Below are 12,681 nucleotides of genomic sequence, written 5' to 3'. Positions count from 1 at the left end.
CAAGACTCTTATTAACCAAATAAAAATTTAGGAATAAACACAACTATATATTGCATATATACTACCTTTGTAACCAGAAGAACTCCAACAAAAGCACAAAAACTTATAAAATACATATCACGATGAAAAAGAAAGTCTTATTCTTGGCAATTCTTATTGCCCTCTGTGGTCTAACCTCTTCTATGCAAGCCCAAGAGAAAAAGAGTAGTCCTCGTTTGGACATAAACCTAAGGGGAGGAGTAGGCTCTATGTCTATGCCACACAGTTTATTCACACCCCACACTGCCATTGCCACTATGACAGTAGAGGGATGGCTAAATGACTTTTGGAAAGTTGGATTGCAAGTATCGACCCAAGAGATGCACTTGGGCGAGCAAAGCCTACTTTCACCCCGAGGAAGAGCATTTAACCAATTATTTGTGGGTCCCTCTATTTCTCTAAACAAACGCCTTGACTCTTGGAAAGAATGGGGTGCCAATGCTACTCTTTCTGTAGGTTATACTTACCTTTTCAATAGTCACTTGAACAAAAAAGATACCCCTCTTGCCGCACCATTTGACACTTTCAATAAAGCTCAACATGGTTGGGGACTTCATTTTAGCGTAGACCTACGCCGTTATATCGGGATGTACTATGTTGGCTTGGGGTATGCTTTAGAAGGCAGAATGATTAAAGTAGAGAGCAAAAAAGGGGCTGTTAGTCATTCAATAGGTACTCCTCAACTTGTGTTTGGTATAGTTCTATAAGGAGTTATCCACCGCCAACTAAAAGGCGAGTTTGCAACACAAATAGCGTATTGCACCTGAAACGAAAAGTATCGTTTCGGGTGCTTTTTTATGTAAATCATCATTCGGAAAAAGGAAGAGGCATCCTCTCGCAACATGAATATGAAAAACGTTTCTTAGCAGACAGTCAAAGAAAAAAGAGCGTTGTACGAGGTGTCAGGAAGAGAAGGAAAGTTCTTGCGCCTCTAAACAAAAAGGCTTCTTCTCTTGTCTTTCTATAAAGAGCTCAGAGTGGCTCGCCAAATATTTTAGAAATAGGAGCAAAAACGTAACTTTGTACGGACATCAAATCCGATTTAATTATAGTCATTCATTATGAAGAATTTCAAGTTTGTCAATCCCACACAGATTATTTTTGGACAAAACAGCATAGCTCAACTCTCCAAAGTATTACCCCAAAACAGCAAACCGTTACTCGTTTTCGGTGGAGGTAGCGTACGCAAAAATGGAGTATACGACCAAGTTGTAGCCGCTCTCCAAGACTATGAGTATAGTGAGTTTTGGGGCATTGAGTCGAACCCTACGGTAGAAACCATCCGAATCGTTATAGAGCAAGCTCGCAGAGACAAAAACGATTGGGTCTTAGCCATCGGTGGAGGTTCTGTAATCGATGCTTGTAAACTCATATCGGCAGGTATCTTGGTCGATAAAGACCCATGGGACATCGTTCTCTCGGGCGTGGCTAAGGGACCATTTGTACCCTTGGGGTGTATCTTAACCCTGCCCGCTACCGCCTCCGAGATGAATGCGGGTAGTGTTATCTCTTCACAGGCAACGCAGGAGAAGTTCCCCTTTCATGGTCAATTTCCCAAATTCTCCATCTTAGACCCCAAGGTTACCTACACGCTTCCTAAGTATCAATTGGCTTGCGGACTGGCAGACAGCTTCGTACATGTTATAGAGCAGTATCTAACATGGCCCAATCAAAGTCTACTTATGGACCGCTGGGCAGAGGGTTTGCTCCTTACTATTAAAGAGATAGCTCCCAAGGTGCTCGATACTGACAACATCGACTACGACTCTCGTGCCGAGTTTATGATGTGCGCCACGAATGCTTTGAACGGTTTTATCCGAAGGGGCGTGGTGGAAGACTGGTCTACCCACATGATTGGACACGAACTTACTGCTCTCACAGGCATAGCCCATGCGCACTCTTTGGTCATCGTTTTACCCGGTACGCTCCGCATTATGGGTACTTTGGGCAAAAGAGAGAAGATGCTACAATATGCAGAACGGGTCTGGAACATAACAGAGGGCGACGAAGAGAGCCGCATCGAAAAGGCGATTGTTTGTACCGAAGAGTTTTTCCGTTCGTTAGGTTTTACCACTCGACTCTCTGAAGCGGGCATCGGAGAAGATATAGAACGCACGTTAGTACAGCGCTTCGAGGAGAGAGGCACTATACTGGGCGAGCGTCAGGATATGAACTTTGAAGTGGTAGAAAAGATATTAGCCTCTTGTAGGAGATAAGCCCCATGTACTACGCCTCCCTTGCTCTCATACTTCTTCTTATCGTTGCCGTAGCTTTCCTTCTGTACAAACTCTATCAGAAGCAGAAGGAAAAACTCTCTCTTGAAGCTAATCATACGCATCTTCTCCAAACCTTAGCGGAGCGCGAGAGTCGATTAGCCCAAAAAGAGGCAGAACTTAGCCAAGCGCAACAGGAGTATCAAAAGGCACAAATAGCCTACTCTGAACTTCAAATAAGAGCCGAACACCTCTCGGAACAGGTACGTTCGGCACAGCAAGAGTCTATCTCTATCTCCGAACAGTTGCAAAGTCAGTTCAAAGAGTTGGCAACTAAAATCTTCGAAGAGCGAGGAGAAATGCTCTCCCGCAAAAACGAAGAGAGCCTAAAGCCCCTGAGAGAAGATTTGAAACGCTTTGGAGAGCAAGTACAGACTACATACGAAGCAGAGGCCCGAGAACGCTTTTCGCTCCAAAACGTTATTAAAGACCTTATGGAGCGCAGTGGGGCTATGAGCAAAGAGACGTCAGAATTGATCAAAGCTCTTAAAGGAGACTCTAAAGTGCAGGGAGATTGGGGCGAAATGATATTAGAAAATATCCTCAAACATAGTGGCTTGACCAAAGATCGTGAGTACTTTGTACAAGAAACCCTCCGAGATGAAAAGGGCGATGTCATAACTGCCGAGGGCAACCGAGGGGGACTGCGCCCCGATGTATTAGTACGCTATCCCAATGGGGGCGTAATGATTATAGATAGCAAGGTAAGCCTTAGTGCATACAGCAATTACATTGTAGCCACGACCGACGAAGAGAGGGCTATGTATGCCAAATCTCACTTGGCGAGTGTGCGTAAGCATATCGAGGAGCTATCGGAGAAAAAGTATCACCACTTCCTACCCGAGGCGCCCGACTTCGTTATGCTTTTCATCCCCAACGACCCTGCCTATACCCTTGCCCTACAAGAGTCTCCAACGCTATGGGAGTATGCTTACAAAAAGGGAGTTATACTCATCAATGGCTCTAACCTCATCGCTGCGCTTAGGATGGCGCAAGATATGTGGCAGAGAGATAGGCAAGTAAAAAATGTAGAAGAGATCATCCGCAAAGCCTCCTCCCTTTACGACAAGTTTTGCTCTTATAGCGAAACGCTCCTCGACGCCGAGCGCAAAATCCACTCCGCCAGTGAAAGCATAGCCAAAGCCAAAGGACAGCTAATGACAGGTAGAGGTAATTTAATAGGAGGATTGGAGAAACTGAAAGAGATGGGAGTAGTTTCGACCAAAGAGATACCCTCTCAACTTCGCACCCCGATAGACGAATAAGTAGAAACGATGAACACGCCAACCCCTTTGAACGAAAGCGAAAAAGAGCGTTTTGCTCGGCAAATACTTCTCCCCGAGATAGGAGAGGCGGGGCAGGCACGGCTTCGCTCCAAGAAAGTGCTCGTAGTGGGTGCTGGAGGCTTGGGTTCTTCATTACTTTACTATTTGGTAGCCTCGGGGATTGGCGAGATTGGGATTGTCGATTTCGATAAAGTCTCTCTCTCTAACTTACAAAGGCAGATACTCTACACTGAGGAGGATTTGGGGCAAAGCAAATCCCTAACGGCGCAAAAGCGGTTGCAAAAGCTCAATAGCCACTGCATTATCCGCTCTTTTGACGAACGCTTTACGGAAGAGAATGCGGTGCAAATTGCCCAAGGGTATGATATTATTGTGGACGGTTGCGACAATCTTTCTACCCGTTATATAATGGATCAAGTAGCAGAGCAACTCTCGCTCCCCTATCTCTACGGAGCGGTGGACTCGTGGCGTGGGCAGATTGCCCTCTTTCATTATAAAGGGTCGGGCAGTTATCGGCAACTCTTCCCTCAAAAAGACCTCCATCAAGAGAAGCGAGAGATACCTGTAGTTGGGGCCGCAGTAGGCATCATTAGTTCCATTATGGCCACTGAAGTTATCAAAACCCTCTTAGATTTACCCGACACTTTGACTGGGAAATTGCTCCTTTTCGATGCTTTAACCCTCCAATATAACCTCCTTTCTATTCAATTCTAACAAAGGAAATGCTTACCTTTGTTTCGTGTAGACATATATTTAATTGAGATAAAAGATTGGTATTATTACGATATGGCGCAACAAGAAGACTTGTTTAAGAAAATCATCTCTCACTGTAAAGAGTATGGTTTTGTATTTCCTTCTTCAGAGATATACGATGGTTTAGGGGCAGTTTACGACTACGGACAGTATGGCGTAGAACTCAAAAACAACATCAAGACTCTATGGTGGAAGAGTATGACCCTCCTACACGACAACGTGGTAGGTATAGACTCTGCCATCTTTATGCACCCTCGTATCTGGCAAGCTTCTGGACACGTTGACGCCTTTAACGACCCTCTTATCGACAATAAGGACTCAAAAAAACGTTACCGTGCCGATGTGCTTATTGAAGACTACTTGGCAAAAATTGAAGATAAGATAGAGAAAGAGGTAGCAAAAGCTGCTAAGCGTTTTGGCGACTCCTTCAACGCAGAGCTTTATAAGGAGACCAACCCTCGAGTGTTGGGGTATAAAGAAGAGTACCAATCTACCCTAAAAGCATTCACAAAAGCCTTAACAGAAGGCGATTTGGAAGGAGTACGTCAGATTATTATAGATAAGAAAATCGTCTGCCCCATAAGCGGAACAGCCAATTGGACAGAAGTTCGCCAGTTCAACCTCATGTTTGCCACAGAAATGGGGTCTACGGCAGAAGGGGCTTCTAAAATATACCTACGCCCAGAGACAGCACAGGGTATTTTTGTAAACTACCTCAATGTGCAGAAAACAGGTCGCATGAAGCTCCCCTTCGGTATTGCACAAATCGGCAAAGCTTCCGCAACGAAATCGTTGCCCGTCAGTTCATCTTCCGCATGCGAGAGTTCGAACAGATGGAAATGCAGTTCTTTGTGGCTCCGGGCGAGGAGATGAAGTGGTTTGAATACTGGAAACAATCTCGTATGGCATTCCACAAAGCGTTGGGTATGGGCGATACAAAATACCGCTTCCATGACCACGAAAAATTGGCTCACTACGCCAATGCCGCTACCGACATAGAGTTTGAAATGCCTTTCGGATTTAAGGAAGTAGAGGGGATACATAGCCGCACCGACTACGACCTCAAGCGTCACGAAGAATATAGTGGTAAGAAACTTCGCTACTTCGATGCTACCACAGAAGAAAGTTACGTACCCTACGTAGTGGAGACATCTATCGGTGTAGACCGTCTCTTTCTCTCTATTATGTGTGGGGCTTACTGCGAAGAGCCAACCGACAATGGAGAGACACGAACTGTACTCCGCCTGCCCGCGGCACTGGCTCCGATAAAATTGGCAGTACTACCTTTAGTACGCAAGGATGGCTTGGACGAAAAAGCCAAAGAGGTGGTACAAGACCTCCGTTTCGACTTCACTTGCCAATACGATGAAAAGGACTCTATCGGCAAACGTTACCGTCGTCAGGATGCTATCGGCACTCCCTATTGCATCACCATAGATAACCAAACAATGGAAGACAACACGGTAACTATCCGAGACAGAGATACTATGGAACAACATCGCGTAGCCATTGCCGACTTGCGCAAGGAGATAATGGCAAAAGTAGATATGAGTACACTGCTTAGAAAAATAGCTGATGACAAATAAGTTTAACCGCCTCCAAAGTTGGGGTCTATCACTCACAACCTTTTTAGGTGTGGCATTGTTGCTGAGTATATCTTTCTCTTCTTGCCAAAAGAAGATAGATGCCGTCGAAGAGTGGCGAAGAGAAAATGAAAATGCTTTCAATAGTTACGCTAATAATAAAGACTTCTCCAAGCAATCGACAGATGGTTTGCTTCCCTACATCTATATGAAGTGGATTGAGAAAGGAAAAGGCAAGGAACATCCCATCGAAACTTCGAGAGTTTTAGTACACTATGAATGCTATCTTTTGGCAGGGAGTAAAGCCTTTATTGAGGGCAATTTCGACCAAGAGAAGAGTCAAAGGCTCACGCTCAACCGTGGCAAAGAAGGCTCTTCGATAGTGGGAGTACAAGTTGCACTACAAAACATGGTGGAGGGAGACTATACCGAAGTCATAATCCCTTGGTACTTAGCTTATGGTAGCAAGCAGGAGGGTAACATACAGCCCTATTCTTCCCTTCGCTTTCTTATTCGTTTAGACAAGATTATCCCCGAAACAGAAAACTAAGAGACAAACTCTAATGGACAAAAGAATTAAGATTCTTGTCTCCAATGACGATGGAGTACATGCCCCAGGGATTACAGCTCTAACCAATGCCTTAAAGCCTTTAGGTGAGATTGTAGTGGTAGCACCCGATGGACTCGCTCAGGAGCTTCGGCACAAATAACCTCGCAAATTCCTTTAAGACTTACTAAGATGAGAGAAGAGGAGGGGTGCACTTGGTATCGCTCTACGGGCACACCAGCCGATTGTGTAAAGCTGGCACTAAACATTCTCTATACCGACCAAAAGCCCGACCTAATCGTTTCGGGTATCAATCATGGACGTAACGATGGTATTTGCGTAATCTATTCGGGTACCATTGGTGCTGCAATGGAGGGCTGTATAGCAGGTATTCCTGCCCTTGCCGTATCGGTAAACGACCATGGAGAAAATGCCGAAATGAGCTATGCAGCCGAATATACCCCCAAAGTAGCACGCTGGATGCTCAAAAATCCTATTCCTCAACATACATTACTAAGCCTTAATCTTCCCAAATCTCAACCTAAAAGAATAGAGATTTGTCCTCAAGCCGTGGGGCGTTTCGTTAATGAATTTGTGGAGAGTGAAAATGCTAAAGGTCAAAAAGTATATTGGCTCTCTGGCAAGCAGGTTAAAACGAACAACGAACCGAATACAGACTGGGATTTGTTGGAGGCAGGATATGCCACTCTAACGCCCATTCGCATCGACATGACAGACCGTTCTTTTTTGGAAGAACTACGCAAGAATCCGTTTGACGAATTACTTTCGACCGAGGCATAAACCTCATCCTTTAGCCTATGCGTTACTTTCTTATCGCTGGAGAGGCTTCGGGAGACCTACACGCAGCCCATCTTATGAGAGCCATAAGGCTTCGAGACACAGAGGCTGCGTTTGCTTTTATGGGAGGAGATAAGATGGCAGAGATTGCCCAATGCGCTCCCATAGTACATTACAAAGATGTTGCTTTCATGGGGTTTGAGCAGGTAGTTCGAAACTTCTTTTCTATACAACAAAAGGGAAAATTGGTACAAAAAAAACTACTTGACTTTGCCCCCGATGTAGTTATCCCCGTAGACTTCGGAGGCTTTAACTTTCGCTATATCCTCCCTTTCGTACATAGACATTTACCACAAACACGCCTCGTCTACTACATCCCCCCCAAAGTATGGGCTTGGAAAAAGGGACGAGTGCGCACATTGCGCAAGTTTTGCGCCGAGACTCTCTGTATACTTCCCTTTGAAGAAGACTTTTTGAAACAGCACAACATATCTTCGCTCTATATAGGCAACCCCTGTATAGATGCTGTGGGTAACTATTATGCAAAGCATGGAGAAGAGGTCTTTAAGAATCAGCTTTTAGCTCAATGCACCTCTATACCCAGCGAAAAAAAAGACTCTTTGGTAGCCATCTTACCGGGAAGCCGACGTCAAGAACTCAAGAGCAATCTACCTCTAATGGTCGAAACGCTACGCACCTCTTTTCCTCACCTACATCCCATCATAGCAGGCGCACCAGGACTAACTACAGAAGACTATCGCCCCTTTATCCCCAACGATTATCCTATAGAAATTTTATTCAATAGTACCTATACCCTTCTGGCAGGTGCAAAGGTCGCTTTGGTAACATCGGGTACAGCCACCTTAGAGACAGCCTTGATTGGCACACCTCAAGTGGTCTGTTACAGAGCTGGTGGGGCTCGATGGATGAATTGGGCTTTTGAACATCTCTTCCCGATACGTTACTTTTCTTTGGTCAATCTCATTTTAGACCGACCTTTAGTCAAAGAGTTACTCGCTGCCGATGCTACACCTCTTAACCTTCGCCTCGCACTACAAGAGGTGTTAGACGCCCCCTATCCCATCATGGAAGGCTATCATCAACTACGCTCTTTATTAGGAGAGCAACCCGCTTCAGAGAGAGCAGCAAAACACATCGTAGAGAGCATTATACCCCCCTCCAACATCTCAATAGAATAAGAATATGGTTATTTTCCCCAATGCTAAACTCAATTTAGGGTTGCGCATCCTTGAACGTCTTCCCAGCGGTTACCATGCCTTAGAGACTATCTTTCTACCCATTGGACTGTGCGATGTAATCGAAATAATACCCCTATCTCCATCACAAACGGCTGATGAGTGGTTACAAAATGGTATTCCTATTGAAGGCAAAAAAGAGGAAAATACCGTACTACGCACCCTGCAACTGCTTCGTGAGGAAGGATACGCCCTCCCTCCTGTTTCGATAGAGTTACTCAAAAAGATTCCCTTTGGAGCTGGACTGGGTGGGGGCTCTTCTGATGCTTCCTTTACGCTAAAAGCCTTGAACGATATGTTTCATCTGGGCTTATCTACTGAGACGATGCTCTCTCTCATCAAACGTATCGGAGCGGACTGTCCCTTTTTCATTTACAACACGCCTATGTTAGGCGAGGGCATCGGAGAGCGTTTAACTCCTCTTACGCTCCCGAAGTCTATCCAAAAGGCAACTGTTTTACTTATAAAACCACCGATTTTCATCTCTACCAAAGAGGCATATAGTGCTATAAAGTGTCATCCCGAAGCAAGAAATAGTCTAACTACCCTCCTCGAAAAGCCCCTTCCCGAATGGAGCAAACTCTTCATAAACGATTTTGAAGAGCCTCTTTTTGCCCAGCATCCACGCCTGAAAGAAATAAAAGAACACCTCTATGCTCTGGGTGCGGACTATGCCTCCATGTCTGGTTCTGGCTCTACGCTCTACGGCATCTTCACGCAATCTATTCCCTCTTTGGACACGGCTCTTTTCTCCGATTGTTTCGTATGGCAAGGGACGTGGCAATAACCGACTTTCTCCCCACTTCTCGCAAGGAAATGGAAGCCAAAGGGTGGGAAGAGGCAGATGTTATTCTCTTTAGCGGAGATGCCTATGTTGATCACCCCTCTTTCGGTGCTGCCGTAGTGGGCAGATATTTAGAGTCTTTTGGGCTTCGAGTAGCCATTGTACCTCAACCCAACTGGCGCGATGATCTGAGAGACTTTAAGAAGTTAGGGAAGCCTCGCCTGTTCTTTGGCGTATCGCCTGGGGCTATGGACTCAATGGTCAATAAATATACCGCTGCACGACGACTAAGAAGCGAAGATGCCTATACTCCCGACAAACGCATCGATATGCGTCCCGAATATCCTTCTATCGTGTATAGTCGCATTCTCAAGGAGCTTTTCCCCGATGTGCCTGTCCTTCTTGGAGGTATCGAAGCCTCCCTGCGACGTTTGGTACACTACGATTATTGGCAAGACAAACTACTCCCGGGTATTTCCATTCTTAGTCCTGCAGATTTGGTCATATATGGTATGGGGGAACTCCCTTTTCGCCACATCATTCAAGCACTACAAAGAGGAGAATCGCTCCTCTCTATGAAAGATGTACCACAGACCACCTATGCCATACCTAAAGAAGAATACGTTCCTCAAGAGGGCGACCTCCAGCTATTTAGCTATGAAGAATGCCTAAAGGAGAAGAAGAAGCAGGCGATGAACTTTAGACATATCGAAGAGGAGAGCAATAAGTATCACGCTCGGCGTATAGTGCAACCCTGTGGCAACCGAGTAATCATCGTCAATCCCCCCTTTCCCCCGATGACCACAGGAGAGATTGATGCCTCTTTTGACTTACCTTATACGCGCCTCCCTCACCCTCGTTATAAAGGCAAAGTAATAACCGCTTACGAGATGATTAAGCACTCCGTCAATCTCCATCGAGGATGCTTCGGTGGATGTGCTTTCTGTACCATCTCTGCCCATCAAGGCAAATTTGTCGCCTCGCGTAGCGAAACTTCGGTACTCCAAGAGGTCAAAAAAATCGCCTCGATGGAAGATTTCAAAGGTTACCTAAGCGACGTCGGAGGCCCCTCTGCCAATATGTATCGTATGGAGGGCATCAAGAAAGAACTCTGCGCCCGATGCACACGCCCCTCTTGCATCTTTCCCAACGTTTGTCGTAACCTCAATGCCAACCATAAGCCGATTAACGATTTGTTGGAAAAAATCGATAATATCGCAGGCATAAAAAAGAGCTTTATCAGCAGTGGTGTACGCTACGATTTGCTTTTAGAGGAGTACAAAGATCCCCAACTATGCAGAGAGGCAGAGCGTTATACGGAGAGTCTCATTGTTTCGCACACATCAGGACGTCTCAAAGTAGCTCCCGAACATACCTCTCCCAGGGTACTCGAAATTATGCGTAAACCCCCTTTTGCTCTCTTCGAACGCTTTACCAATATCTTTACAACTATCAATCGTAAGCACGGACTCAAGCAGCAACTAATCCCCTACTTTATCTCTTCGCACCCTAACTCCCACGAAGCCGATATGGCGGAGCTGGCAGTACTCACTAAGAGACTAAACTTTCATTTAGAACAGGTGCAAGACTTTACCCCCACACCGATGACACTGGCAACTGAAATCTACTATACAGGCTACCACCCCTACACCTTGGAGCGAGTTTACTGTGCCATTACTCCCGAAGAAAAAAGACGACAAAAACGCTACTTCTTTTGGTACAAACCCGAAGAAAGGGGCGAGCTAATCCGCTCTCTAAAGCAGATGAATCGTTACGACCTTATTGAGAGTCTTTTTGGCACTACACACAAAGTTGCTTCTTCGACTCGTGCATCGCACTCCTCCCCCTTGAGAGGGAGCAAAAAACCATCTGCTAAAGAAGCCCAACGAACTCTACAAGAGTCCCAACACTCTACCAGAGACTTCAAACGCCCTACGCAAGAATTCAAAAAGAGAGAGGAGCAACACACCCCTCGTACTCAAAATTCAAGAGAGCAGAAAGGACAAAGCAAAAAACATCGACGATAGCCCTCTGCCCTACTTTTAGCAATTTGGGCTTAGAGGGTGCAACGCCCCAAAGCATCACCAATACCCTCTTTTTCTTCAACAACACTATTTATCTTCCCACCCTCCAAAAGATACGAGACAATGGAAAAGGGTGTCTCTCTCTTTGCATTATACCTTTTGTAAGAAAGCACAGATGGTTTGCATCAAAAGGGTTAATGGTTAGGCGAGTTAGCATTATAGCTTTCACCAACCATCAACCCGTAATAAAAAGAGGATTAAACGCTCTTCAAGAGCAAAAGCATTTTCGAAAAAAATAATTTCATCAAAAATCTCTATTCCTTTATATATGAGGTCCTTACGAAAAACCCTAATTTTCCCAAATTTCGAAAATGTTACTAATCAGAGTTTCAATGGTTCGATTTTCGAAAAAACAGCCTTTTCTCGAAATATAACTATCTGATTATCAAGTGCCATTTTATCTGTTTTTCGAAAATGTCGATTTATTGTTTTTTACAACAGAGATTTTCGAAAATTCAAAACAATTATATACCTTTGTCTTCCAGAGAGATACATCCTATCCAAGCGAGGATAATGTACATATAAGAACAGTTTTAGAGGGGCATTTTCGAAGATATGCAAGAGGCTTGTTATAAAGCCCTTACGAAAATGAAAATTCGTAAGTTACTGGTAATCAGATTGCATCTATACAAAGACAGTCAGTAAGACTATTAAGACGAAATGTAGTCATACGTTTTGTTCCCTTCTTTAAGGGCATCTATACAAAGACAGTCAGTAAGACTATTAAGACAATTAGAGTTTGATACTCGTTGTGTTGCACTCTATACGCATCTATACAAAGACAGTCAGTAAGACTATTAAGACTTCTGGAATGGAAGATCCTTCGCAGTCTTTCCAGTCCTGCATCTATACAAAGACAGTCAGTAAGACTATTAAGACTTGATAGCACCTCCAAAACCTGCCAAAGCCGAAACACTGCATCTATACAAAGACAGTCAGTAAGACTATTAAGACCAATGTTAAGGTATTCAATTTTATTGAGTCTTTGTAGAGCATCTATACAAAGACAGTCAGTAAGACTATTAAGACTCTGATAAAAGTTTTACCTTCCGAGATATTTATCTTTAGCATCTATACAAAGACAGTCAGTAAGACTATTAAGACGTTAGAACCAGAGCCCTGAATGTCTCTTAAAAACTTCGCCCAAACAGTCAGTAAGACTATTAAGACTTTGCAAAATAGCACAGAAAGAGAAAGTATTGATGCGCATCTATACAAAGACAGTCAGTAAGACTATTAAGACGTTGAGACACCCTTTTGAGGGTGCCCCATGAAGAA

General features: G+C 44.5%; 9 protein-coding genes, 2 pseudogenes and 1 CRISPR repeat array. All 11 genes and pseudogenes read left to right on the top strand.

Going from position 1 to position 12,681, the window contains the following annotated elements; all coding sequences use genetic code 11:
* Nucleotides 1–122 precede the first annotated feature (122 nt).
* The 11 genes and pseudogenes from JCM15907_RS03775 (at nt 123) to JCM15907_RS03730 (ending at nt 11,346) form a co-directional block, all read left to right on the top strand.
* Nucleotides 123–746: a hypothetical protein gene (locus JCM15907_RS03775; RefSeq protein WP_025842775.1), complete on the top strand. Its 624-nt coding sequence runs from the start codon at nt 123–125 to the stop codon at nt 744–746.
* Nucleotides 747–1,100: 354 nt separating this feature from the next.
* A complete protein-coding gene (locus tag JCM15907_RS03770; protein ID WP_025842774.1) occupies nt 1,101–2,255 on the top strand; it encodes an iron-containing alcohol dehydrogenase in 1,155 nt (384 codons plus the stop codon).
* Between the two features lie 5 nt (nt 2,256–2,260).
* Nucleotides 2,261–3,577: a DNA recombination protein RmuC gene (locus JCM15907_RS03765; RefSeq protein WP_025842773.1), complete on the top strand. Its 1,317-nt coding sequence runs from the start codon at nt 2,261–2,263 to the stop codon at nt 3,575–3,577.
* A 9-nt stretch (nt 3,578–3,586) separates the two neighbouring features.
* Nucleotides 3,587–4,312, top strand: coding sequence for a HesA/MoeB/ThiF family protein (locus JCM15907_RS03760; RefSeq protein ID WP_025842772.1), 726 nt, complete (start codon nt 3,587–3,589; stop codon nt 4,310–4,312).
* A 72-nt stretch (nt 4,313–4,384) separates the two neighbouring features.
* Nucleotides 4,385–4,915: pseudogene (locus tag JCM15907_RS14040) on the top strand (glycine--tRNA ligase); the annotation flags it as partial.
* 107 nt (nt 4,916–5,022) lie between these two features.
* Nucleotides 5,023–5,937, top strand: coding sequence for a glycine--tRNA ligase (locus JCM15907_RS13325; RefSeq protein ID WP_242396810.1), 915 nt, complete (start codon nt 5,023–5,025; stop codon nt 5,935–5,937).
* Nucleotides 5,927–6,484 carry an FKBP-type peptidyl-prolyl cis-trans isomerase gene (locus JCM15907_RS03750; protein WP_025842771.1) on the top strand — a complete coding sequence of 186 codons (558 nt, stop codon included), beginning with the start codon at nt 5,927–5,929 and terminating at the stop codon, nt 6,482–6,484. Before JCM15907_RS13325 ends, JCM15907_RS03750 begins: the two co-directional genes overlap by 11 nt.
* Nucleotides 6,485–6,497: 13 nt before the next feature.
* Nucleotides 6,498–7,282, top strand: a pseudogene (gene surE / locus JCM15907_RS10595) (5'/3'-nucleotidase SurE).
* A 17-nt stretch (nt 7,283–7,299) separates the two neighbouring features.
* Nucleotides 7,300–8,478, top strand: a complete 1,179-nt coding sequence (locus tag JCM15907_RS03740; RefSeq protein ID WP_025842770.1) for a lipid-A-disaccharide synthase — start codon at nt 7,300–7,302, stop codon at nt 8,476–8,478.
* A 4-nt stretch (nt 8,479–8,482) separates the two neighbouring features.
* On the top strand, nt 8,483–9,322 hold the full coding sequence (gene ispE, locus JCM15907_RS03735) for a 4-(cytidine 5'-diphospho)-2-C-methyl-D-erythritol kinase (protein ID WP_025842769.1): 840 nt from the start codon (nt 8,483–8,485) through the stop codon (nt 9,320–9,322).
* A complete protein-coding gene (locus tag JCM15907_RS03730; RefSeq protein ID WP_025842768.1) occupies nt 9,301–11,346 on the top strand; it encodes a YgiQ family radical SAM protein in 2,046 nt (681 codons plus the stop codon). The genes ispE and JCM15907_RS03730 overlap by 22 nt, the downstream gene beginning before the upstream one ends.
* 677 nt (nt 11,347–12,023) lie before the next feature.
* A CRISPR array of direct repeats spans nt 12,024–12,507; the repeat unit is 37 nt; unit sequence GCATCTATACAAAGACAGTCAGTAAGACTATTAAGAC.
* Between the last annotated feature and the right edge of the window lie 174 nt (nt 12,508–12,681).

The sequence above is a fragment of the Porphyromonas gingivicanis JCM 15907 genome (assembly GCF_000614585.1).
In the GTDB taxonomy this organism is placed as follows: domain Bacteria; phylum Bacteroidota; class Bacteroidia; order Bacteroidales; family Porphyromonadaceae; genus Porphyromonas; species Porphyromonas gingivicanis.
This window is presented reverse-complemented; position numbering and strand designations above follow the sequence as displayed.

Coding starts and splice junctions, on each gene's coding strand:
- JCM15907_RS03775 (WP_025842775.1), top strand. CDS start 123: ATGAAAAAGAAAGTCTTATTCTTGGCAATTCTTATTGCCCTCTGTGGT.
- JCM15907_RS03750 (WP_025842771.1), top strand. CDS start 5,927: ATGACAAATAAGTTTAACCGCCTCCAAAGTTGGGGTCTATCACTCACA.
- JCM15907_RS03760 (WP_025842772.1), top strand. CDS start 3,587: ATGAACACGCCAACCCCTTTGAACGAAAGCGAAAAAGAGCGTTTTGCT.
- JCM15907_RS03765 (WP_025842773.1), top strand. CDS start 2,261: ATGTACTACGCCTCCCTTGCTCTCATACTTCTTCTTATCGTTGCCGTA.
- JCM15907_RS03740 (WP_025842770.1), top strand. CDS start 7,300: ATGCGTTACTTTCTTATCGCTGGAGAGGCTTCGGGAGACCTACACGCA.
- ispE (WP_025842769.1), top strand. CDS start 8,483: ATGGTTATTTTCCCCAATGCTAAACTCAATTTAGGGTTGCGCATCCTT.
- JCM15907_RS03730 (WP_025842768.1), top strand. CDS start 9,301: ATGGCAAGGGACGTGGCAATAACCGACTTTCTCCCCACTTCTCGCAAG.
- JCM15907_RS03770 (WP_025842774.1), top strand. CDS start 1,101: ATGAAGAATTTCAAGTTTGTCAATCCCACACAGATTATTTTTGGACAA.